The 22,291-nt window shown below is 35.1% G+C and carries 23 protein-coding genes and 8 tRNA genes; 28 read left to right on the forward strand and 3 right to left on the reverse strand.

Going from position 1 to position 22,291, the window contains the following annotated elements; genetic code table 11:
* Positions 1-47: 47 nt before the first annotated feature.
* A complete protein-coding gene (locus ACH0B5_RS07005) occupies positions 48-839 on the reverse strand; it encodes a YwqG family protein (protein WP_122972915.1) in 792 nt (263 codons plus the stop codon).
* 440 nt (positions 840-1,279) lie between these two features.
* On the opposite strand from ACH0B5_RS07005, the gene ACH0B5_RS07010 reads away from it, so the two are divergent.
* Positions 1,280-1,411: an Lmo0850 family protein gene (locus tag ACH0B5_RS07010; protein WP_263604146.1), complete on the forward strand. Its 132-nt coding sequence runs from the start codon at positions 1,280-1,282 to the stop codon at positions 1,409-1,411.
* A 71-nt stretch (positions 1,412-1,482) separates the two neighbouring features.
* Here ACH0B5_RS07010 and ACH0B5_RS07015 read toward each other — a convergent pair whose 3' ends face one another.
* Positions 1,483-2,670, reverse strand: a complete 1,188-nt coding sequence (locus ACH0B5_RS07015; protein ID WP_341362787.1) for an FtsW/RodA/SpoVE family cell cycle protein — start codon at positions 2,668-2,670, stop codon at positions 1,483-1,485.
* A 195-nt stretch (positions 2,671-2,865) separates the two neighbouring features.
* Between ACH0B5_RS07015 and ACH0B5_RS07020 the strand changes: the two genes are divergently transcribed.
* The 7 genes from ACH0B5_RS07020 (at position 2,866) to ACH0B5_RS07050 (ending at position 10,916) form a co-directional block, all read left to right on the forward strand.
* The gene (locus tag ACH0B5_RS07020) at positions 2,866-3,615 is read left to right on the forward strand and encodes a hypothetical protein (RefSeq protein ID WP_122972917.1); all 750 of its coding nucleotides are present in this window, start codon (positions 2,866-2,868) and stop codon (positions 3,613-3,615) included.
* Between the two features lie 149 nt (positions 3,616-3,764).
* The gene (locus ACH0B5_RS07025) at positions 3,765-4,838 is read left to right on the forward strand and encodes a D-alanine--D-alanine ligase (protein ID WP_122972918.1); all 1,074 of its coding nucleotides are present in this window, start codon (positions 3,765-3,767) and stop codon (positions 4,836-4,838) included.
* A gap of 11 nt (positions 4,839-4,849) precedes the next feature.
* On the forward strand, positions 4,850-6,214 hold the full coding sequence (locus ACH0B5_RS07030) for a UDP-N-acetylmuramoyl-tripeptide--D-alanyl-D-alanine ligase (protein WP_122972919.1): 1,365 nt from the start codon (positions 4,850-4,852) through the stop codon (positions 6,212-6,214).
* Positions 6,215-6,310: 96 nt separating this feature from the next.
* A complete protein-coding gene (locus ACH0B5_RS07035) occupies positions 6,311-7,006 on the forward strand; it encodes an alpha/beta hydrolase (protein WP_406927624.1) in 696 nt (231 codons plus the stop codon).
* A gap of 353 nt (positions 7,007-7,359) precedes the next feature.
* Positions 7,360-8,862, forward strand: a complete 1,503-nt coding sequence (gene cshA / locus ACH0B5_RS07040; protein ID WP_122972921.1) for a degradosome RNA helicase CshA — start codon at positions 7,360-7,362, stop codon at positions 8,860-8,862.
* Between the two features lie 109 nt (positions 8,863-8,971).
* The gene (locus ACH0B5_RS07045) at positions 8,972-9,451 is read left to right on the forward strand and encodes a PH domain-containing protein (RefSeq protein WP_122972922.1); all 480 of its coding nucleotides are present in this window, start codon (positions 8,972-8,974) and stop codon (positions 9,449-9,451) included.
* Positions 9,444-10,916, forward strand: coding sequence for a PH domain-containing protein (locus ACH0B5_RS07050; protein WP_122972923.1), 1,473 nt, complete (start codon positions 9,444-9,446; stop codon positions 10,914-10,916). The genes ACH0B5_RS07045 and ACH0B5_RS07050 overlap by 8 nt, the downstream gene beginning before the upstream one ends.
* A 44-nt stretch (positions 10,917-10,960) precedes the next feature.
* Here ACH0B5_RS07050 and ACH0B5_RS07055 read toward each other — a convergent pair whose 3' ends face one another.
* Positions 10,961-11,569 (reverse strand): rhomboid family intramembrane serine protease, encoded by a 609-nt coding sequence (locus tag ACH0B5_RS07055; protein WP_122972924.1) that lies wholly within the window; start codon positions 11,567-11,569, stop codon positions 10,961-10,963.
* Positions 11,570-11,630: 61 nt separating this feature from the next.
* Between ACH0B5_RS07055 and acpS the strand changes: the two genes are divergently transcribed.
* The 20 genes from acpS (at position 11,631) to ACH0B5_RS07155 (ending at position 22,289) form a co-directional block, all read left to right on the forward strand.
* On the forward strand, positions 11,631-11,984 hold the full coding sequence (acpS, locus tag ACH0B5_RS07060) for a holo-ACP synthase (protein ID WP_122972925.1): 354 nt from the start codon (positions 11,631-11,633) through the stop codon (positions 11,982-11,984).
* A gap of 141 nt (positions 11,985-12,125) precedes the next feature.
* A complete protein-coding gene (locus ACH0B5_RS07065; RefSeq protein WP_406927628.1) occupies positions 12,126-13,103 on the forward strand; it encodes a LolA family protein in 978 nt (325 codons plus the stop codon).
* Between the two features lie 93 nt (positions 13,104-13,196).
* Positions 13,197-14,318: an alanine racemase gene (gene alr / locus ACH0B5_RS07070; protein WP_406927625.1), complete on the forward strand. Its 1,122-nt coding sequence runs from the start codon at positions 13,197-13,199 to the stop codon at positions 14,316-14,318.
* Between the two features lie 200 nt (positions 14,319-14,518).
* On the forward strand, positions 14,519-14,749 hold the full coding sequence (locus ACH0B5_RS07075; protein ID WP_241559360.1) for a transcriptional regulator: 231 nt from the start codon (positions 14,519-14,521) through the stop codon (positions 14,747-14,749).
* A 4-nt stretch (positions 14,750-14,753) separates the two neighbouring features.
* Complete coding sequence (locus ACH0B5_RS07080; protein ID WP_122972929.1) at positions 14,754-15,104, forward strand: type II toxin-antitoxin system PemK/MazF family toxin; 351 nt, start codon at positions 14,754-14,756, stop codon at positions 15,102-15,104.
* Positions 15,105-15,393: 289 nt separating this feature from the next.
* A complete protein-coding gene (locus ACH0B5_RS07085; RefSeq protein ID WP_122972930.1) occupies positions 15,394-15,783 on the forward strand; it encodes an ATP-binding protein in 390 nt (129 codons plus the stop codon).
* A gap of 12 nt (positions 15,784-15,795) precedes the next feature.
* Positions 15,796-16,791 (forward strand): PP2C family protein-serine/threonine phosphatase, encoded by a 996-nt coding sequence (locus ACH0B5_RS07090; RefSeq protein WP_122972931.1) that lies wholly within the window; start codon positions 15,796-15,798, stop codon positions 16,789-16,791.
* Between the two features lie 69 nt (positions 16,792-16,860).
* Positions 16,861-17,196: an STAS domain-containing protein gene (locus tag ACH0B5_RS07095; protein WP_122972932.1), complete on the forward strand. Its 336-nt coding sequence runs from the start codon at positions 16,861-16,863 to the stop codon at positions 17,194-17,196.
* Complete coding sequence (gene rsbW, locus ACH0B5_RS07100; RefSeq protein WP_122972933.1) at positions 17,183-17,674, forward strand: anti-sigma B factor RsbW; 492 nt, start codon at positions 17,183-17,185, stop codon at positions 17,672-17,674. Before ACH0B5_RS07095 ends, rsbW begins: the two co-directional genes overlap by 14 nt.
* Complete coding sequence (sigB, locus tag ACH0B5_RS07105) at positions 17,634-18,413, forward strand: RNA polymerase sigma factor SigB (protein WP_122972934.1); 780 nt, start codon at positions 17,634-17,636, stop codon at positions 18,411-18,413. The genes rsbW and sigB overlap by 41 nt, the downstream gene beginning before the upstream one ends.
* 171 nt (positions 18,414-18,584) lie before the next feature.
* Positions 18,585-20,759, forward strand: a complete 2,175-nt coding sequence (locus ACH0B5_RS07110) for a Tex family protein (RefSeq protein ID WP_122972935.1) — start codon at positions 18,585-18,587, stop codon at positions 20,757-20,759.
* A gap of 100 nt (positions 20,760-20,859) precedes the next feature.
* Positions 20,860-21,333, forward strand: a complete 474-nt coding sequence (locus tag ACH0B5_RS07115) for a SprT family protein (protein ID WP_122972936.1) — start codon at positions 20,860-20,862, stop codon at positions 21,331-21,333.
* A gap of 211 nt (positions 21,334-21,544) precedes the next feature.
* Positions 21,545-21,619: transfer RNA gene (locus ACH0B5_RS07120), tRNA-Asn, on the forward strand.
* Position 21,620: 1 nt separating this feature from the next.
* Positions 21,621-21,695: transfer RNA gene (locus ACH0B5_RS07125), tRNA-Glu, on the forward strand.
* Positions 21,696-21,727: 32 nt separating this feature from the next.
* Positions 21,728-21,803 (forward strand) — tRNA-Asp (locus tag ACH0B5_RS07130).
* Between the two features lies 1 nt (position 21,804).
* Positions 21,805-21,879, forward strand: a tRNA-Gln gene (locus ACH0B5_RS07135).
* An 8-nt stretch (positions 21,880-21,887) separates the two neighbouring features.
* A tRNA-Lys gene (locus tag ACH0B5_RS07140) sits at positions 21,888-21,962 on the forward strand.
* A gap of 55 nt (positions 21,963-22,017) precedes the next feature.
* A tRNA-Leu gene (locus ACH0B5_RS07145) sits at positions 22,018-22,103 on the forward strand.
* Between the two features lie 19 nt (positions 22,104-22,122).
* Positions 22,123-22,199: transfer RNA gene (locus ACH0B5_RS07150), tRNA-Arg, on the forward strand.
* 19 nt (positions 22,200-22,218) lie between these two features.
* A tRNA-Gly gene (locus ACH0B5_RS07155) sits at positions 22,219-22,289 on the forward strand.
* Positions 22,290-22,291 lie beyond the last annotated feature (2 nt).

A 22,291-nucleotide genomic window follows, 5' to 3' on the forward strand; every position in this document is an offset into this window, starting at 1 on the left:
GTAATTATAACTTAATTATCTATCGAATTGTAACAAATGAAATATTGTTAATATTGCTCCATTACAAAATAGATGGAAGAAAAGTCGGAATTTTGTAACTTTTTATCGTTAATAAAAAACTTGAATACTCCTGTGTCTCCAATCATAATTCCGTGTTCATCATTTGAAACAACTTGAAGTAATACAGTATTAAACTTTTCTAGTAACGGTGATCCTCTTCTTGTATCCGATTCAATAAAATATGGATAACCTCCTATTTTATGATCGGCAGCTAAAAATTGTTTCAAATAAATATCTTCTAAAGTAGGGTCATCAATGTTAAAAGGATCAGATAATTGGAAATAATGTTCCCGTCGATAATCTGTTGCAGATACGGGTTCAACTATTTGTTTATAGGATAACCCCATTTCTTGTTGAATTGGAAAGTGCTCTATTAATTCTAAATAGGTGAAATCTTTTACTAAGTTCGAATCCGAAAGAAGTGAAGGAAAGTAACGTACTTTAAAATCTTGTTGAAAAAGAAGTTCAACTTTCTTTTCAGTCCAATAACAAAATTTTTTAGAAATAAAAATTTGCAGCAATCCGAAATTTGGAAATGGAAATTGAGGGGGCATTTCTGAAAAATTAATTTGGGCTAATAACAACATATAATCTCCATCAGAATCTTTAGGATGGAGGTATGACTTTGGCATATAGGGGTATCCTGCCAATTTACTTGTTGTAAATGAAGGATTGGAATGTTTAGGAGTAATAATTGTGGCATTTTTTACGGAGGATTCAATTTTATCTCGAAAACATTCTAATTGGTGCGGTAATTCAATAAAAGTTCGAGTTGCCACTTTAATCCCCCAAAATTTATCGTACTTGAATTATAAATATAAAAGCATTTTTCACATCTTTTCTTAAATTAAACATACGTTTTAAAATAATATTAAGAAAACAATGCGCATAGTAATATACGCACCATTTTTATGAAATATGCAGGAAAATTTTTTTATTTAAAGAATCTACTAAAAGTTTTGTTAGCATATTGGTTTAAAATAAGGAATTTTTGGTTAAATTAACATTAACGAACGAATAAAATGTTTCAAAAATGGAATATAAATTTAAAGGTAATTCAGTTGACAATTTACAAGCTGTAACAAAATTGAAAAATATATTTTGTAGGAAACATGTTATGATGGACTTAAATAATGACGTTAAACCTTTTAGTAGTTGAAACTTTTTTACAGTTTAGAACGTTAATGATAATATAATTGGAAGGTTAGGTGGAAAAAGTATGACAAAGGAAGTAGACTTAAAAAAAATCGTATCGAATTTATCTAAATTAGGTGTTACTGCAACAGTTACAAAGTCGCGTCTTGAATTACTTAAAGTATTAACACCACCAACTCAATCTCCACAAGTATAAAAATTATTAAATCTAGTATAAAACAAAAATTCCCGACTTTTTTAAGTCGGGAATTTTTGTTTTATAAACTTTTAATCATCATCATTGGCTGCAAACATGTATGTTCGGTAATGAAATTTCATACTAAATACTAAACCAATGGCGAGGGCGTTCCCCATTAACGAACTACCTCCATAACTTAAGAATGGCAGTGGAATACCTGTAATTGGTAAAAGTTGAATGGTCATACCGATATTTTCGAATACGTGGAAAGTAATCATAGCAATAATTCCTGCACAAACATAAGTGCAGAAAGGGTCTTTTAACGTTAACGTTGTTTTCGTTAAATGATAAATTAATAAGAAATATAAACAAATAACAAAACTTGCGCCAAGGAATCCCCATTCTTCACCGATGACGGTGAAAATGAAATCGGTATGGCTTTCCGCAACATAAACTTCCCTGTCCATATATCCTTTACCGAAAATTTCGCCTGAACCAATAGCATTTAATGAAGTGATGAGATGATAACCAGAATCCGATGAATAAGAATAAGGGTCTAACCAAGAATAAATACGTGCAAATTGATATGGTTGTAATCCGAATTTATCCTCGAGAAAGTCTTGCATATATAGAGCCATCCATAGCAAAGCTCCACCGACGGAAACGCCAGCAACAAAAACTGGTAGTATGATTTTCCACGAAATCCCTGCAACAATAATTAACGCTGCTGTTATTGCTAAAAATACAAGGGCAGAACCTAAGTCAGGTTGAGTCATAATAAAAGCTAACGGAATAAATAAAGTAATAGCAATTTTTCCTAAAAGTATGAAATCCGTTTTAATCGTTTTCATTGAATACTTTTCATTGTGATGGCTAATTAACTTCGCCATTGCCAGTATATAAAAAGTCTTCATAAATTCAGATGGTTGAATATTACCGATTGGTAAGTGATACCAACTCTTTGCTCCGTTAATTCTTTCTCCTAATTGACCAGGGCCTTCGGGTAAGAAGACAAGTATGAGCAAAAGAAATATACCAAATCCATATAAGTACCAAGACATTTTTTTATATTGATCTGGTTCAAAGTACATAACGAACGCTACAATAAATGCTCCAATGACATACCATTGTAGCTGTTTAATTACGAAGTTTGTCGCCCCATATTGACCTGTAGTTTGAGCAGATGAAATGGCTAACAAACTAATAATTAGAAAGCCAAAAAGTATAAAAGCAAGCTTCCAATCGAATCGGCCTGCAAAATTTCGATTATTTTCCATTTTTTCCACCTAATTAATCTTAAGATTATTCATAAAGCCCTTTTAACATTTGCCTATTTTACTTTACCATATAAATGATTAAAAGGGGACTTCCTATTATATCTAAAGTTGTGACGAAAAAGGGATGAAAATGTTTCAAATTTAAAGATTACATCATATAATAGCTATTGAGCGAATTATTGGGAGAGTGATCGTATGGCAAAAAAACAAAAGACTGCTGAAGACTTTATTCACCATTTATTTATACATATGAATGATGTCGATCATTTTGTAATATACAGTGGTTTATCATTAAAGCAGTTTGTAAACGCGGTCGATCCAATTCCGAATTTATTATTATTAAAACATTCTTACGAAGACAGCTCATTCAACATGAATACACAATTTGATTTTGTACCATTAGAAGATTTACATGATTTTGTAAAAAAATCGGCTGATAGTGATATAGATTTATGTTGGGTTGACTTTGCGAATGAAAAGGGGCTAAATCAACTTACACCGACTGAACAAGCTGAACTGCTATATATAAGTCATAAAAAAGAACCGATTCACTCGGCATTCTTTTCGAAATTGCAAAATCGCTACGTGTATTATTCATCTGAAAACGATAAATTAACGAAAGTTTATTTCCGTTATTTAAATGACTCAGAATTTATCGTTTCCAATTTATTTAATCAGTTAATTAAGGAAAAAGAAGTGAATGGAAGTTTCTGGCGTAGAAAATCAAAAGATGCCATTCCAGCTTTAGATCCCGTCGTTTTAAAGGCTTATCGTCCTTTTGTGAAAGAGGGAGCTTTGCTATCCCTTTATAAGATGGAAAAACCAAATAACAGCTACGGTATTGAAATTCGTACTCTTTCTGACTATGATTATCCAGATGAAGTGTGGGATGATTTGCACGTAATATTAAAACAAAACTACGATGAACTAATTAAAATCACTTAAACTTTCTGTCATAGCACCTTTTTTGACAGGGAGTTTTTTTAACTTATTTGTGAAAGAGCTGTAATATAAAATTGATAAAATGAAGTTGTTTATTTTGTTCATAAGATTTCATGGTAAACTAGAACTACTCAATATTTGGAGGTCAAAAAATGAAAAAGCGCGTTGGTTTATTATATGGAGGAAAATCTGCTGAGCATGAAGTGTCTTTATTAACAGCGACAGCAGTTTCAAAAGCTATAGATTATGGAAAATATGAAGTACATCCGATTTTTATTACCTTGGATGGACAATGGCTTAGAGGACCTCAATTAACACAACCGGTTGAATCAATCGAACAATTACAATTTAAAAGGGAAGTAAATTCGCCCAATGATATTACAGAATTTATTTTAGATAAAAATGCAAAAGCCGATTTTGATGTAATCTTTCCATTATTGCATGGAACAAATGGGGAAGACGGAACGGTTCAAGGTTTATTAGAAGTATTAAATTTCCCTTATGTAGGCAATGGTGTTTTAGCTTCTGCTGCTGGTATGGATAAAGTAGTCATGAAGCAATTATTTAGTGTAGCTGGTTTAAAACAAGTACCATATGTTTATTTCATCCGAAAAGAGTGGGATGACAATCAAAAGGCGATCATAGAAAAATGTGAAAATGAGTTAACATGGCCTATGTTCGTTAAACCTGCTAATTTAGGTTCAAGCGTAGGGATAAGTAAAGCTTCAAATGGAGAACAATTAGTAAAAGCAATTGAATTTGCGCTTCTGTATGACCGTAAAGTAATTGTGGAACAAGGTATTGAGGCCCGAGAAGTGGAAATGGGTGTGTTAGGCCATAATGACCCGAAAGTATCAGTTCCAGGTGAAATAAAACCGGTAACAGAGTTTTATGATTATGACTCTAAATATAAGGACGATTCAACTGAGTTAATCATTCCTGCCAAAATACCTTCAACTGTAGAAGTGTCGATGAGAAAAATGGCAGTTGATGCATTTAAAATTTTAGATTGTTCAGGACTAGTACGTGCCGATTTCTTCGTTACAGAAAATGATGAAGTATACATTAATGAAGTTAATACAATGCCTGGTTTTACACCTGTTAGTATGTATCCGCTTTTATGGCAACATACCGGTGTACCTTACCCTCAATTAATCGATACGTTAATTGAGCTAGGACTTGAACGTTATACAGAAAAACAACAATTACAATACAATCGAGATTAGAGTGATAAACGATGAAAAGAACGATAAAAGAAATTGCTGATTGGTTATCAATTGATTCTGTAGATTTTGTTGAAACAGTAGTGACAGGGGTTTCAATCGACACACGCACCATTTCACAAGGGGATTTATTTATTCCCTTTCGTGGTGAATCGGTAAATGGACATAAGTTTGTCGAGCAAGCCTTTGAAAAGGGTGCAGCTGCATCCCTATGGTTAAAGGACGAACCAAATCCTCCAAAAGATAAACCAATTTTATTTGTGGATGATGCAGAACTTGCATTACAACAAATGGCGCGGGCATATCGAAACCAACATAGAGGGAAATTTATCGGTGTCACAGGATCAAATGGAAAAACTTCCTCTAAAGATATTTTAGCAAGTATGTTAACACCTTTTTATAAAGTTCAAAAAACGATTGGTAATTTCAATAATCAATTAGGATTACCAATTACCTTATTAAACTTGGATGAAGATACTGAAATCGCTGTTTTAGAAATGGGAATGAGCGGTTTTGGCGAAATTGAATTTTTAACGAAGATGGCAAAACCTCATTTCGCTATTATTACGAATATTGGGGAAGCCCATATGCAAGACTTAGGTTCCCGTGAAGGAATTGCGCAAGCAAAGTTTGAAATTATCCAAGGATTAGATCGTGAGGGCATTTTATTTTATGATGGGGATGAGCCTTTGCTGCAACATTTAGTAAATAAAGAGACTCATCTACAGTCAAAATCCTTTGGCTTCCAAAGTTCAAACGATTTAGTTGCCACTTCCATTGAAACTACAGAAAAGGGCAGTCGTTTTACAGTTCGTGGCGAATTAAACGGTGAGTTTTTCATTCCAGTACTAGGTAAGCATCAAGTGAAAAATACATTAAATGCGATGCTTGTAGGAAAAGCGATTGGGCTACATGAAGAACAAATTCGTCAAGGATTAGCACAAGTTACTTTGACAGATATGCGAATGCAATTAGTTCCAACTGAAAAGGGAATAATATTTATTAATGATGCTTACAATGCTGCACCAACTTCTATGACAGCAGCTATCCAGTTCGTTCAAACGACTTCCATAAGGGAAGATAAATGGCTTGTTCTAGGGGATATGCTGGAATTAGGAGAAAATGAAAAGCAGTTCCATGAGCAGATCGCATCGGTTATTGATGAATCAAAAATTTCTAGAGTTTGTTTATTTGGCTCACGTATGAAATGGCTTTATGAACAACTGAAAGGCAAGTTTGCAGAAGCAAACTTATTGTATACAAACGATGATTATGAAAAAATTGTCCAGTATATCAATCAATATGCTGATGATCAATCGTTAATTTTATTAAAAGGTTCCCGTGGTATGAAATTAGAGACGATTTTAAAATCCTTTTAGTCACATTAAAAAAGATGTTTATTAAGCCATTTATTGGTTTAGTGACATCTTTTTTAGTATTGTCAATGTATGTAGAGTTATGTGGAGGGACCATGAATGAAAATCGGTGTTCTAATGTTACATGGTTTTTCAGGTGGACCATACGAAATTGAGCCCCTTGCAAAATATATAGAAAACAATACGAATTGGATAATCGAAAAGCCAACTTTTATGGGACATGGTAACAGTCTCTCATTGAAAGGTTACAAAGCGGAGCATTGGCTAATGGATGCTGAAATTGCCTATCGCCAACTAGCGAAGAAAGTAGATGAAATTTATATTGTTGGGTTTTCCATGGGCGGTATGATTGCCCTTTATTTAGCAACGAGATATAAAGTGAAAAAGCTTGTTTTATTAAGTGCGGCTGCAAAATATGTTGCCCATAGTCAGCTGTTGAAGGATATACGATTAATGGCAAGAGAGGCAATGTATGGGCAATTAAAAGATAACGAATTATTTAATCGATATAAGAACAAAATAAAAAATGTACCTGTTAGTGCAACTTTTCAATTTATGAAAATTGTTCGTGAAGTAAAGTTATACATGCATAGAATTGATGTACCTACCTTTATCGCTCAAGGTCGATTAGATGGTATAGTTCCTTATGCAACAGCACAACTGTTATATGATCAACTTCCTTCAAAGGAAAAACAAATTTATTTCTCACCAAAAGGGAAGCATCACATTTGTTATAGTGATGATTGTGACTTATGGTTTCCTAAAGTCATCAATTTTTTACAAGGAAAAGTATAAATTACGAATATTACAACTAGAACAATATCGTTGCATTGCAGTGATGAGCCATGATAGACTAAATGAAGCAATGGATACATTTTGTGCGAAGGCTCTTCACAAATTTCTGATGAAGAGTGCTTTTTTTTGAATTTAACGGTTTTATTCTATTGATAATGAAAGAACTAAAAAGTATAGAATTGAACCGCTCGGCAAAGACCGGGCTTTCCTTTTCATATAAAATCGCTCTCTGAACGCAAGCAGAGAATTATTAAGTATCGGAAACGTTCCAAACTTAGGCCCTTAGTTTGCCGACATTTCATCTGAAAATGTAACCATTTGTCAACTTAAAGGAAAAAAGGAGATTGAAGAGTTTGACAAATTTTTCAGAATTAAATATTAGCGAATCGACATTACGTTCATTAAAACGTATGGGATTTGAAGAAGCCACACCAATCCAAGAAGGAACAGTTAGGTTTGCAATGGAAGGCCGAGATATTATCGGTCAAGCGCAAACAGGAACTGGTAAAACTGCAGCTTTTGGTATTCCACTAATTGAACGAATTGACCCAAAAAATCCATCAATTCAAGCATTAATCATCGCTCCTACTCGCGAATTAGCAATCCAAGTATCTGAAGAGCTTTACAAAATCGGTTATGACAAACGAGTAAAACTATTATCAGTTTACGGTGGTCAAGATATTGGACGCCAAATTCGTGCGTTAAAAAATAAACCACAAATTATCGTTGGTACTCCAGGACGTATTATCGACCATATTAATCGTCGTACATTAAAATTAGACAGTGTTCAAACGCTTGTATTAGATGAAGCGGATGAAATGTTAAATATGGGATTCATTGATGATATTAATGCTATTTTAGAAAACGTTCCTGAAGAACGCCAAACATTATTATTCTCGGCTACAATGCCACCTGCAATTCGTAAAATTGCAACGAACTTCATGAAAAACCCTGAAGAAGTAAAAATTAAATCAAAAGAAATGACAGTTGAAAACATCGACCAATATTTCGTAAAATCGCAAGAACGCGAAAAATTCGATATTTTAACTCGTTTAATCAATGTTCACCAACCGGAACTTGCTATCGTATTCGGACGTACAAAACGCCGCGTTGACGAACTAGCACAAGCGTTAAGTATCCGTGGATATTTAGCAGAAGGAATTCATGGTGACTTAAGCCAAGCAAAACGTATGTCTGTATTACGTCAATTTAAAGAAAATAAAATTGACATTTTAGTTGCAACAGACGTTGCTGCTCGTGGACTTGATATTTCTGGTGTAACGCATGTTTATAACTTTGATATCCCACAAGATCCAGAAAGTTACGTTCACCGTATCGGTCGTACAGGTCGTGCAGGTAAATCTGGTTTAGCGGTAACTTTTGTAACACCACGGGAAATGGGTTACTTACGTATTGTTGAGGAAACAACGAAAAAACGTATGACACCTCTTCGTCCACCAACTGAATCAGAAGCTTTAGTTGGACAACAACAAGTGGCAATGGAAAATTTAATTGAAATTGTACAAGCAAATGAACTAGGTGATTACCGCATTTTAGCGAATCAACTATTAGAAGATCATGATGCAGTAGATTTAGTTGCAGCAGCGATTAAATATATGACAAAAGAACCTGATGATACACCAGTAACGATTACGGAAGAACGTCCTTTACCAATGCGTAAAACTTCTTCTGGAGGTCGCGGTGGCCGTAGTGGAGATTCCCGTGGTCGTCGTGATTACGGTCGTGGTGGCCGCAGTGGTGGTCGCCGTGAAGGTGGTCGTAAAGATGGACGTCGCGAAGGTGGTCGTCGTGAAGGTGGAGAACGTCGTCGTTCACCACGTCGTAGAGAAGACTAATTTTTTCTGTAAAAGTGTCCTAGAATATTTAGGGCACTTTTTTTATATATTGAAACAATTTTCTTGTTCATCCGTATAAAATGGAAGAGAGATGAGGTGTGGATGCTTTATGAGAAATCAATTGATGTTTCAAATCCCAAAGAAAGGGTTAACCGTATGGCGTTTATATGGTCTTTTTAATACGCTCTTTATGGCAGTTCTAGCTGCTGTAGCAAGTTTTTTAACTTATAAATTTGAATGGTTACCGATTATTTATTACATAGCTGTAGCAGTTGTTATTATTGTCGCCATCACGTCGGTTTGGCTTTTCCCTAAAATCCGTTGGGATCATTGGCGCTATGAAGTTCGAGAACATGAAATTGAGATTCAAAGTGGATTATTCGTTGTCAAAAGAACTTTGATACCAATGGTACGGGTGCAACATGTCGATACGGTACAGGGGCCAATATTAAAGAAATATGATTTAGCGAATATTTCAATCTCAACGGCTGCTACAACCCATATCATTCCGATGCTTATTACAAAAGAAGCAGATGATCTCCGAGGGCGAATTTCTATTTTAGCAAGGGTGGCTGAAGATGATGTCTGAAAAACGTTATAAACTCCATCCGGTTGCTGCGATTATTAACTTTGTTAAAGGCTTGAAGGAATTAATTTTGCCATTTATCATTCTTATAGTTGCCAATGGGTTGAACTTTTCCTTCAATCCGCTTGAGGAAGGCTTTTGGTCAAATATATTCCCTTTAGCCATCCTTAGTTTGATTTCGATTGTTTATTTATTTTCTGGAGTAATTAAATGGTGGACCTTTGTTTATTGGTTTGAAGAAGATGAATTACGAGTGGAATACGGCCTTTTTATTAAGAAAAAACGATATATACCCTTTGATCGTATTCAAAGTTTTAACTATAAAGAAGGAATTTTTCATCGCATTTTCGGTCTTGTCCAAGTAATGGTTGAAACTGCCGGTAGTACAAACGGAAAACCGGAAGTCGTATTAACGGCTATTACAAAAGAGGCTGCCAATGATATTGAAGATATAACTCGTAAGGTTAAACAAGAAACTGAACATCTTGAAATAAATGAAAGTACCGTTTTAGAAGAGACGGCCGTACAAAATGCAAAAGTAATTCACAAAATGAACACTAAAGACTTAATTATTCTAGCGACAACTTCGAATAGTATTGGTGTAGTTCTTGCAGGGATAGTCGCTTTGTTATCCCAATTAGGAGATTTAATTCCTTATGAAAAATTGTTTGAGGAAGTTTCTTCCCTTATTAAATTTGGTTTTGTTATTATAGCATTATCCGTTATAGGTGCTCTTTTATTAACTTGGCTTGTATCCGTTCTAATTACATTCGTTAACTATTATGATTTTACGGTTGTAGAAGAAAATGATCGATTAATCATTACGAGAGGTTTGTTGGAGAAGAAAAAAGTAACGATTCCTTTAAATCGAATACAGGCGATTAAAATAGTTGAAAATCCATTAAGACAATGGTTTGGTTTTGCAGCGGTTGCCGTTGAAAGTGCAAGTGGAGGATTTGGAGATAAAGATCAAAAAGTTATATTGTTTCCTCTTATTTCGAAAAAGGACCTATTCCATCCACTTCAAAATTTATTCCCCCATTTGGAATGGGAACAGACATTAACCAAACCACCTAAAAAAGCAAAACCGTTCTTTTATCGAATTGATTTTTTATGGCTCGTGCCACTAGTGGCAATTTGTACCTACTTTTGGTACCCGTATGGATTGTTGTCTGTTTTAATCATCATCCCTGCCATTATGATTGGGTTATGGCAATATCGAACAACAGGATATGCAATGAATGGACAACAATTGACAATTGTCTATCGGATGTTGAGCCGTGTAACCTTTGTTGTTGAGAAAAAACGAATTCAAGCTTTGGAAAGTAAACAAAGTTATTTTCAAAAAAGACGCAGTATTGCTACATTTCAAGCAACGGTCATGTCCGGAATGATGGGGGCTACGGCTCGGGCGAGAAATTTAGAATTGGAAGATGTGGAAGCAGTAATGGAATGGTTTGAAAAATAAAAGTTATAACAATAAAAAAGGCAATCAATTAGATTGCCTTTTTTCTATAAATTTTTTCTCCAACGAATAATATTCTTAGGGGAGAAATAGGATAGACCTAGTAAAAATCCGGTAATTAACCCGCCTAAATGACTTGCACTATTTACATTCGGTGATAAAAACGTAATAATCACACTTATAATAATGAGGGGCATAATGATTTGCTTTAATTGCGGCATTGTACGTCGAGTATAGTAAACTAGCGCAGCAAAAGCACCAAAAATACCAAAGATTGCACCGCTAGCTCCTACACTAGCATACATTCCTTCTTGGAAAACAAATGTAACAACGTTACCGAAAATACCAGCTAACAAATAAATTGTAATAAAGCGAGCTTTTCCAGCTATTTTCTCAAGTTCTGGGCCAAATAAAAATAACGAAAACATATTAAATAAAAGATGTATAAATCCGCCATGAATAAAGATGGAAGTTATTATTCGCCACCATTGTCCATCTTCAATTAAATAATTCACACTCATACCCGAATAAAAAATATAATCTCCGATAATCGGAAGTACGGTTAAAATATATACAATTAAATTTATCGCAATGAGAGTAGTTACAACAGGATAAAATTTAATAAATTGGCTAAAGTTTTCTCTACGAATAAACATATATTCACCTCTAACTTCATTATACATTGTATTTTATTAATAATAAAAGGAGAATATCCATATGATAAAAGGAATTGGACTAGACATAGCAGAAATCCCAAGAATAAAAAAGGCAATGGAACGTTCAGAGAAATTTCAAAAGCGGATATTATCTGAACGGGAATTGGAACTATTTCATCAATTATCAGACCAGAGAAAAGTTGAATTTTTAGCGGGGAGGTTTGCGGCCAAAGAGGCATATTCAAAAGCGAATGGTACTGGCATTGGAAAAGGATGTGAGTTTCGTCAAATTGAAGTGTTAAAAGATGAATTAGGGAAACCAACTTTATTTTTCGACGGAAAAAAAGTGAGTGGACATGTCAGTATTACCCATACAAAAGAGTATGCGGCAGCCCAAATTATCTTAATGCAATAGTTACATAACAGAATAATAATTTGGGATGTTGTCCAAAAGTGATAGCATAAAATTAGACAACCACTCATATATTTGACGTACGGAGCTGAAAGTAGAAGAAAGGATGGAGTTTTGCGACACAAATTAATCGCTTTTATTGTCATGTTGTTAAGTGTGCTAGTGCTTGCGGCTTGTGGTGGAAATTCACAGGAGGATGTTTTAAAGGATCTAAATGACAAATGGAATGATGTAAAAGGATATGAACTAGATGCCTCAATGGAAATTAAAACAGGTACTGAACCAAGAGTTTACGATGTAAATGTGTGGCATACAGAGCCGGATTTTTACCGAGTAAAAGTAACTCAACAAGGTGAAGATGTTACACAGATGATTATCCGAAATAAGGAAGGTGTCTTTGTTGTTACACCTTCTTTAAGAAAAACGTACAAGTTCCAAAGTGAATGGCCGAAACAAAATAGCCAAGCCTACCTTATCGGAGCATTAGCAGAAGATCTGTTAGCAGATGAAAAAGTGAAAATGGAAGAAGATGACAAAAATTACATCTTTACTGCAGCTACAAGAAATAACCATAAAAGCATTATGCCAACTCAAAAAATTGTAGTAGATAAGAAAACAATGCTTCCAACTTCCGTTTCAGTATTAAACGAAGCTCAAGAAGAACAAATGGTCATTACATTTAAAAATATTGATCTAGGTATGCAACATAAAGAAAGTGAATACGCAGTAGAAAAGTTTTCTGAGGATGAGGAAGAAACTGCTAGTGCAAGTGCAGAAGTAGAAAATACAGAATTCCAAACATATTATCCAACTTTAGACTGGGCGACATTGGCTGACGAGCAAAAGGTTGCTGAAGAAGGGGTAGAACGAGTTATTTTAACCTTTGATGGGGAAAAATCATTCACCCTTGTACAACAACCGATTGTCTATGAAGAGACGTCAACTCTACCTGTATATGCACCAGGTGATCCGGCAGATTTAGGATTTACGATTGGAGCAATTACAGATAACTCGATTAGTTGGGAACGCGATGGCATGTCATTCTTTATCGCATCGAATAACTTAACGAAAGATGAAATGATAGCAGTCGCAAGTTCTTTAACGCCAGGCGGTCTAAAATAAAAAATAGGTGGACAGGATAGTTGGAGAGAATATAATATATTAAAAATGACAAAAATTTGAAGTTTGAAAATCGTAGAAGAGGGTAAAATAAAAATGCAAAAAATACAGCACTTCCGTCCAACTAGAGCAATTATTAATTTAGAAGCAATTAAACATAACGTTCTACGTTTAAAAGAACATCTCAAAAAAGGTGTTCAAATTATGGCAGTTGTTAAGGCGAATGCTTACGGACATGGAGATGTAGAGGTGGCTGCTACAGCAATTGAAGCAGGGGCAACCATGCTAGCTGTAGCGACACCTGAGGAAGCACTTCATATCCGCAAGCATTTCCCTAATATTGATATTTTGATTTTAGGTTATGCCCCTGTTTCTTTTGCTCCTTTTGCTGCAAAGGAAAACATCACTTTAACCGTATTTTCTTCTGATTGGGTAGATCAAGTGAAGGCATTAACCCTATCTAATCCATTAAAATTACATATTAAAATCGACACAGGCATGGGTAGAATAGGTGTCACAACAATAGAAGACTTGATGAACTTATATAAGGCAATTTCCTCTTCTGATAATTTACTTGTTGATGGTGTATTCACCCACTTTGCTACGGCAGATGAAGAGGATGAAACCTACTTCAATCACCAAGTAAGTAAGTTTGAACAGTTTATTAGCTCTTTACCTGTAAAACCGCGAATTGTACATGCTGCTAACACTGCAACAATGTTAATAAAAGATCAACAACTTCAATACGATGCAGTACGATTTGGAATTTCAATGTACGGGCTTGCACCTTCTGCCTATGTAAAAACGAAATTACCGTTCCCGTTACAAACGGCTTTCTCATTAGAAACAGAATTAGTTGAAGTAAAGTTAATTCGACCGGGTCAATCGATTGGATATGGAGCAACATTTACGGCTACTGAACCTTCTTATATTGGGACAATCCCAATTGGTTATGCTGATGGCTTAATTCGGAAATATAGTGGTCAACATGTATTGGTAAATGGAACACGTGCACCAATAATAGGTCGAATTTGTATGGATCAATGTATGATATTATTACCAGCTGCATATAATATAGGTGAAAAAGTAACTTTAATTGGAAAACAACAAAACGAAGAAATAACAATTGATGAATGGGCAGAAAAAGTTGAGACAATAAACTACGAGGTTCCTTGTATCATTACCTCGAGAGTGCCCAGAATCTACAACAAAAAATAGTAAATTGCGACAAAATCTTCATCAAAAACCGTTAAAACTACATGGATTGCCACATTTTTTTTATATCTATCTTTTCAACTCCCTTATTCGGTGATAGAATGAGAAAAGAATTTGGAAATGGTACGGTTTTTGTGGAGGTGCTTGTTTTGTACGCGAAAAAAGTAGAAGAATTAAAGGAAGTTTTAGAATTTCCTCAAGAAATGTTAATGGAATTTAATCAAACTCTTGAGCAAAAATCTCGAGATAATGAAAGTTTTGTTTATATATCATCTCGTAGATTGTCGACGCACAAGCAACCAAATCAAATACGGGAAGCTTTAATGAAAGGCTATGTGGAAATGTCGCAAATTAATTTGTCTATTTGTAGCGAATGTCTACATGTAGAGTATGAAGCGGAACATATGGTAGAGCGTCTCGTAAGCGGGGGATGACATTTTGATTGTAAAACGAGGGGACGTGTTTTTTGCAGATCTTTCTCCAGTAATAGGATCTGAACAAGGCGGTACTAGGCCAGTATTAATCCTTCAGAACGACATTGGAAATAGATTTAGTCCAACTGTAATCATCGCTGCTATTACTGCGCAAATTCAAAAAGCAAAATTGCCGACACATGTCGAAATTGATGCAAAAAAGTATGGTTTTGAGCGTAATTCGGTAATTTTGCTTGAACAATTGCGTACTATAGATAAGTCTAGGCTAACGGATCGGATTACACAGCTAGATGAAGAACTTATGGATAAAGTGGATGTTGCATTGGAAATAAGTCTAGGATTAATGAAATTTTAATACATAAAAAGGAAATGACCTAAAAGTAATTGTTACTTTTAGGTCATTTTTTTTAGAAATTCAATATTTTCCCGGACTTTTAGAAAAAGGGGGACAATGTTAAATAATGCAGAAAATTGTTCGACTATGAAATTTAACCCGGATTAATTTTTAGCAATTAAGACTTTCCTACCTTGAATTATCGGAATTTTAAGCTAATTATAGATTTAAATTTGAAGTTGAGTAACTCGATAATATATATTAGGTTTATAACAAAAATTACTAAAATCTACTAAGATGGGGTGCAGTAATGACAGAAAAGGTAACGGTGGAAATAGTAACAGAGGTAGATATTGTAACTGCACGTAAATTAGGTCGTAAAGAAGCGAAAATAATTGGTTTTAATAAAGTAGATCAAGCGAGAATAACTACCGCAATAGGTGAGTTAGCTAAAAATATATTTCAATACGCCCCTGTAGGGAAAATTATTATAGAAAGAATAGTTAAGGATGATAAGAAAGGGGTTTCAATTACTTCAATAGATCATGGGCCTGGAATATTAGATGTACAAAAGATTCTAGAAGATGGTGATTCTTACGGTGGAGGCTTGTCTTCTGTTAAAAGGTTAGTAGACACCATGCATATTTTATCTGAAGTAGGGAAGGGGACAACTATTAAAGTTGAAAAATGGCTAAGATAGGATGTGGATTGATTGGAACAGCTAAAGAGAGATTACAAAATAATATTATCAAATTATATTCACAATCAAAATGAAAGCAATTTATATACTGGTCAAAATTTTATTAAACGACTTATTCAAAAAAATGTAAGTCCAGAAGAGGTTATTAGTATACATAAGCAGGCGTTGGAAGAAATCATTGAAGATCTCCCGGAGTCGACTATCCATGCCTATGACTTTTTAATAGAAGTAATGGTCCACTTCGGTTTGAAACTAAAGGAACATCAAAGTTTATTAATGAAACAAGAAGAATTACGGATCGAAATGGAAGTCGCAGCGAGAATCCAAAATACGTTGTTGGAAACGACGATTCCAAATCCAGAAAACTTAGATATAGGAATGGTTTCTGTCCCCCTTCGCAAAATGAATGGGGATTATGTGCATTTTATGCATGACCATAAAAGATACTTAAGTATCGCTGTTACGGATGTAGTAGGAAAAGGAGTTCCTGCGGCCCTTTGTATGTCGATGGTCAAATATGGTTTGGATACATTGGAATATGCAAATAGTAATCCATCCTATGTTCTTGAAGCGTTAAACCAATTAATTGAAAAAAGTGTAGATGACAGTATGTTTGTATCGATGTGTTATAGCCGATACGACTTAGAAACGGATATTTTTACATGGAGTTCAGCAGGGCATGAACCGCCTCTTTATTATGATTCAAGAGAGAAAGTGTATTACGATTTAGAATCTAAGGAGCTGCTATTAGGAATTTTACCTGAAGTAAAATATTCTCAGCATGATATTAAATTAAATGAAAATGATTTTATCATTCTAATGACTGATGGAGTAACGGATTTTCGAAAGCAAGAAAATTTTGATCCCAGACAATATATAAAGGAACTAGCTTTATCCTGCAGACATTTAAATGCCCAGGAGATGTGTGAAAACATTTATAAAAAGCTACAAGTTTTACATAATTACGAACTAGAAGATGATTTTACGATTGTCATTATTAAAAAATGAATTAAAAAAATAAGTTTAAAAGCTTTTTAATAGGGAAAAGAAAAATAAGGGAAACTGGAGGTGTCCTCAATGGATGTGAATATACAATTTCGGAAAGAAGGGAATCTACTTATAGGTTTTATTGAAGGAGAAATCGATACTTTCACTGCACCAACTCTTAGAGAAGAACTAGAAAAAATTCACCTTTCTACCGAAATATCAGTTGAATTAGATTTATCAAAGGTAAGTTATATAGATAGTACAGGGCTTGGTGTATTTGTCGCATTTTACAAACGAGCAACAAAGGAAAATGCAAACTTAAAACTAGTAAACTTATCGTCACGACTAACAAGATTATTCGAAATTACAGGGCTTAGTGAATTGATGGATATTGAAGAAGGTGGGATAAGCCATGCGAGCATTTGACTACATTGAAATCAGAGTTCCTGCAAAGCCACAATACGTTGGTGTGATTCGGTTAACGGTATCTGGTTTAGCTTCTCGTGTAGGCTTTTCCTATGACCAAATAGAAGACTTGAAAATAGCTGTTAGCGAAGCTGTTACAAATGTAGTTCAACATGCTTATGACTCTTATGACGATGGCGAAATTGTTATAGGTAATGCATTATATGATCATAAAATAGAAGTGATGGTATCTGATTACGGAAACAGTTTTAATTTTGAAGAAATTAAATCCCAAATAGGACCTTACCAAGAAGATGAAAATGTCGAATTATTACGTGAAGGTGGACTAGGCCTTTATTTAATGGAAACTTTAATGGATGAGGTGAGAGTAAATAATAACGAAGGTGGAGTCACTGTTTTCATGACAAAATATGTCACGAGAGAGCAGGTGAAAGATGATGACGAAACAATCACCACATTATCAAACATCCAACGATAAAATTTTAAGGTGGATTGAGCAATATCAGCTTTCAAAAGATAACGCTTCTTTAAATAATTTAGTGATTCATTATAAAAACTTTGTAGAATCTATAGCAAAAAAATATGCTTATGGTAAACCGAATTATGAAGATATTGTTCAAGTAGGTATGCTTGGCCTATTGGGAGCAATACAACGTTTCGATAGATCCTTTGGTAGAAGTTTTGAGGCATTTGCTGTTCCAACTATTGTTGGTGAGATTAAACGCTATTTACGGGACAAAACTTGGGATGTCCATGTTCCTCGGCGTATTAAGGAATTAGGGCCAAAAATAAAAGTAGCAGTAGAGCATTTAACATCAAAATTGCAAAAGTCTCCCTCTATTGAAGAAATTGCTACATATCTAGAGGTCGAAGAAGAAGACATCTTAGAAGCGATGGAGATGAGTAGTAGTTACCAAGCACTTTCTATGGATTATTCAATAGAGGCGGATTCTGATGGGAGCGCAGTGACCCTACAAGATATAATTGGTAAAGAGGACGAAGGTTTTGAAAGAGCAAATCAACGAATTGTAGTTGGAGAAGCTATGGAAGTTTTGGATAATCGAGAAAAGGAAATATTAAAGTTAACTTATTTTGAAGAACTGAGTCAAAAAGAAACCGGTGAGATGTTAGGGATTTCCCAAATGCATGTTTCACGAATACAGCGGAAGGCGATTAAAAAATTACAGGAAGCTATTACAGTTGGAAATGGTAGTTAGTATTTTTAAAATCGGTAAAATTAGTAGAAAAATAAGGCAAGTCTACTCTTTCAAATAGTTTGTTAAAGAGTAGACTTTTTTATTTAAAATGGAATGTAATGATGAACAATAGAAGTAAGTAGTAAGTAAATGTTAATATTATCTTATGTAAACTAGAAAGGCTGTGAAATGATGGAAGAAAAGAAAATGTTACAAATAATCGCAACTGAAACAAATGTGAAGCCCCACCAAGCAGAAGCAGTTATAAAATTATTAGAAGATGGTAATACCGTGCCATTTATTGCCCGCTATCGTAAAGAGGCGACGGGTTCACTAGATGAAGTTCAAATTAAATCGATTGAAGATCGATATCATTACATACAACAATTAGAACAAAGAAAAGAAGAAGTAATCCGTTTAATCGATGAACAAGGAAAATTAACTGAAGAACTACAAGCGTCGATTCAGGTAGCGACCGTTCTACAACGGGTGGAAGATTTATATAGACCATATAAACAAAAACGTCGTACGAAAGCAACGATTGCTAAAGAAAAAGGATTGGAACCTTTAGCAGATGAACTGATGAAATTTTCAAAAGAAAACGTTGAAATTTTAGCCTTATCATTTCTTAATGAGGAAAAAGGTGTTACTTCAGCAGAAGAGGCCATTATAGGAGCGAAAGATATTTTAGCTGAACGTTTTGCTGATGATGCAGCTATACGGGATCAATTACGAAAACTTTCTTGGAGAGAGGGACGAATCGTTACTTCTGTTAAAGATGCGGATAAAGACGAAAAGAAAGTATTTGAAATGTATTATGAGTATGAAGAACCAGTAAAACATATTGTGCCCCATAGAACATTAGCAATTAATCGCGGAGAAAAAGCAGACATTTTAAAAGTAACGATTCAAGTACCGTTGGATCGAGTTATTCAATTAATGGAAAAGGAATGGTTGCCTGTAAATTCCTCATCCCCATCTATTCCTCATGTAAAAGAGGCCATTGAAGATGGATATAAACGATTAATTCAGCCATCTATTGAACGGGAATTACGAAATGATTTAACAGAAAAGGCAGAAGCGCAAGCGATTCATATTTTTTCTGAAAACCTGAAAAGTCTTTTATTACAACCACCGATGCGCGGTAAAATGGTTTTAGGTGTAGACCCGGCTTATCGAACTGGTTGTAAATTAGCGGTAGTTGATGAAACAGGAAAAATGTTGGAAGTAACTGCCATTTATCCACACCCACCTAAGCCGGATGTAGAAAAGTCTAAATCAGTAGTTAAGGATATTTTAGAAAAGTATCCAATTTCTATCATTGCCATTGGAAATGGGACAGCTTCTCGGGAAACAGAGCAATTCATAGCCGATGTATTAAAGGAAGTTGAAAGGGAAGTTGCATACGTTATTGTTAACGAGGCAGGGGCGTCCGTCTATTCTGCATCAGAAGTTGCGAGAAATGAGTTTCCGGACTTACAAGTTGAACAAAGAAGTGCCGTTTCCATTGCACGCAGATTGCAAGATCCTTTATCCGAACTTGTAAAAATCGAACCAAAAGCTGTTGGGGTTGGGCAATATCAACATGATGTTTCTCAAAAGAAACTTGCAGAATCTTTAACGTTTATTGTAGAAACGGCAGTTAACCAAGTAGGGGTCGATGTAAATACGGCATCTGCTTCTCTTTTACAATATGTATCTGGTTTATCAAAGACCGTTGCAGAAAATATTGTCAATGTAAGAAGTGAAAGTGGCAAATTCACATCACGTACCCAATTAAAGAAAATTCCTCGTTTAGGTGCAAAAACTTATGAACAAGCTATCGGTTTCTTACGTATTCCAGAAGCAAAAAACCCTCTTGATGCAACTGGTATTCACCCGGAAAGTTATAAGTTAGCGGAGGATATTTTAGCAATTGTAGGGTTAGCGAAAAAGGATGTCGGTACTAAACAGTGTGAGGAAGCTCTTGGTAATATTGATTTAACAACATTAAGTAGTGAGCTTTGTGTTGGGGAAGTAACGGTAAAAGATATTGTAGATACTTTAATGAAACCTACTCGAGATCCACGGGATGCCTTCCCACAACCGTTACTGAAAACGGACGTACTAAAAATGGAAGATTTAAAAGTAGGAATGGAACTACAAGGGACTGTACGAAATGTAGTTGATTTTGGAGCATTTGTTGATATCGGTGTAAAACAAGATGGTTTAGTTCATATTTCAAAACTTCAAAAGCGTCGTATAAAGCATCCTTTAGAAGTTATTTCATTAGGAGATATCGTCACGGTTTGGGTTGATAAAGTCGAAGTTGAAAAGGGTCGTATATCTTTAACGATGATTCCACCTGAAAACCAAATAAACCAATAATACAATAACTCTGATTAATAGTTTGTTTATTAATCAGAGTTTTTTCATATTTTGCAGCGATTTGAATGGATATGGTACATTTGTACACGGGGGGATAACGATGACGGATCAGCAACTACAATTATTAGTAGAAAAATTATCAATGGAATATTTTAATCAACCTTTTTTACATAAAGCATATTTCAATAGTAGGCTGCGTACAACTGGTGGTCGTTACTTATTAAGAAGTCATAATATAGAATTTAATAAAAAATCGTACGAAAAATTTGGGATGGAAGAGTTAAGGGGAATTATTCTTCATGAACTATGTCATTATCATCTTCATATAAGAGGAATGGGTTATAAACACCGCGACACAGATTTTAGAACATTGTTAAAAAAGGTAGGGGCACCCCGTTTTTGTTCTACTATAGAAGAAAATAAGAAGGGACGTAGTACAAAGCTTTATATTTATGAATGTGTTCAATGTAAACAACGGTATGAAAGAAAAAGAAGAATGGATGTAAACAAATATCGGTGTGGAAAATGTCGAGGTCACTTAATGACGGTTGAAAAGTCTAATACCCACAATTGAATTTGAAAAAAGTTAAATAAATGATTGTATGTTTTTTTATAAAAGTGTACATTCTATAATAGCTGTTGTTTAATTGATAGCTTACAACCCCTTGAGAAATAAGGATTTAAAGACTTTTAAATAAAAAAATAAAAAAAGTTTATTTAAAGTGTTGACTTTCTTTATAACTCTCTCTATAATAATAAAAGTCGACAAGATGAGTCGCAAATATTCCGAAGTAGCTCAGTGGTAGAGCAATCGGCTGTTAACCGATCGGTCGTAGGTTCGAGTCCTACCTTCGGAGCCATGGCCCGTTGGTCAAGTGGTTAAGACACCGCCCTTTCACGGCGGTAACACGGGTTCGAATCCCGTACGGGTCACCACTTATATAAAAGAAGAAACGAAAAATGATGTTGGTCCCGTGGTGTAGCGGTTAACATGCCTGCCTGTCACGCAGGAGATCGCCGGTTCGATTCCGGTCGGGACCGCCATTGGGGTATAGCCAAGCGGTAAGGCAACGGATTTTGATTCCGTCATGCCCAGGTTCGAATCCTGGTACCCCAGCCATTTTTAAAGAGCCATTAGCTCAGTGGTAGAGCATCTGACTTTTAATCAGAGGGTCGAAGGTTCAAGTCCTTCATGGCTCACCAGTTTTATTTGACAAATGTATTTATTGGTGTATAATTAATAGTGTCTTCATTGAACGCGGTCGTGGCGGAATGGCAGACGCGCTAGGTTGAGGGCCTAGTGGGGGCAACCCCGTGGAGGTTCAAGTCCTCTCGGCCGCACCAAGTTGCAATACATTCATACGCGCCCGTAGCTCAATTGGATAGAGCGTCTGACTACGGATCAGAAGGTTGTGGGTTCGACTCCTGCCGGGCGCGCCATAATTTGTATATATCATATGCGGGTGTAGTTTAATGGTAAAACCTCAGCCTTCCAAGCTGATGTCGTGAGTTCGATTCTCATCACCCGCTCC

The organism is Ureibacillus sp. 179-F W5.1 NHS (assembly GCF_045369345.1).
GTDB lineage: Bacteria > Bacillota > Bacilli > Bacillales_A > Planococcaceae > Ureibacillus > Ureibacillus halotolerans.

Bases quoted from the DNA above. Each gene is read 5' to 3' on its own strand.
- ACH0B5_RS07010 (WP_263604146.1), top strand. From the start codon at position 1,280: ATGACAAAGGAAGTAGACTTAAAAAAAATCGTATCGAATTTATCTAAA.
- ACH0B5_RS07015 (WP_341362787.1), bottom strand. From the start codon at position 2,670: ATGGAAAATAATCGAAATTTTGCAGGCCGATTCGATTGGAAGCTTGCT.
- ACH0B5_RS07020 (WP_122972917.1), top strand. From the start codon at position 2,866: ATGGCAAAAAAACAAAAGACTGCTGAAGACTTTATTCACCATTTATTT.
- ACH0B5_RS07025 (WP_122972918.1), top strand. From the start codon at position 3,765: ATGAAAAAGCGCGTTGGTTTATTATATGGAGGAAAATCTGCTGAGCAT.
- ACH0B5_RS07030 (WP_122972919.1), top strand. From the start codon at position 4,850: ATGAAAAGAACGATAAAAGAAATTGCTGATTGGTTATCAATTGATTCT.
- ACH0B5_RS07035 (WP_406927624.1), top strand. From the start codon at position 6,311: ATGAAAATCGGTGTTCTAATGTTACATGGTTTTTCAGGTGGACCATAC.
- ACH0B5_RS07045 (WP_122972922.1), top strand. From the start codon at position 8,972: ATGAGAAATCAATTGATGTTTCAAATCCCAAAGAAAGGGTTAACCGTA.
- ACH0B5_RS07050 (WP_122972923.1), top strand. From the start codon at position 9,444: ATGTCTGAAAAACGTTATAAACTCCATCCGGTTGCTGCGATTATTAAC.
- ACH0B5_RS07055 (WP_122972924.1), bottom strand. From the start codon at position 11,569: ATGTTTATTCGTAGAGAAAACTTTAGCCAATTTATTAAATTTTATCCT.
- acpS (WP_122972925.1), top strand. From the start codon at position 11,631: ATGATAAAAGGAATTGGACTAGACATAGCAGAAATCCCAAGAATAAAA.
- ACH0B5_RS07065 (WP_406927628.1), top strand. From the start codon at position 12,126: ATGTTGTTAAGTGTGCTAGTGCTTGCGGCTTGTGGTGGAAATTCACAG.
- alr (WP_406927625.1), top strand. From the start codon at position 13,197: ATGCAAAAAATACAGCACTTCCGTCCAACTAGAGCAATTATTAATTTA.
- ACH0B5_RS07075 (WP_241559360.1), top strand. From the start codon at position 14,519: ATGTTAATGGAATTTAATCAAACTCTTGAGCAAAAATCTCGAGATAAT.
- ACH0B5_RS07085 (WP_122972930.1), top strand. From the start codon at position 15,394: ATGACAGAAAAGGTAACGGTGGAAATAGTAACAGAGGTAGATATTGTA.
- ACH0B5_RS07095 (WP_122972932.1), top strand. From the start codon at position 16,861: ATGGATGTGAATATACAATTTCGGAAAGAAGGGAATCTACTTATAGGT.
- rsbW (WP_122972933.1), top strand. From the start codon at position 17,183: ATGCGAGCATTTGACTACATTGAAATCAGAGTTCCTGCAAAGCCACAA.
- sigB (WP_122972934.1), top strand. From the start codon at position 17,634: ATGACGAAACAATCACCACATTATCAAACATCCAACGATAAAATTTTA.
- ACH0B5_RS07110 (WP_122972935.1), top strand. From the start codon at position 18,585: ATGGAAGAAAAGAAAATGTTACAAATAATCGCAACTGAAACAAATGTG.
- ACH0B5_RS07115 (WP_122972936.1), top strand. From the start codon at position 20,860: ATGACGGATCAGCAACTACAATTATTAGTAGAAAAATTATCAATGGAA.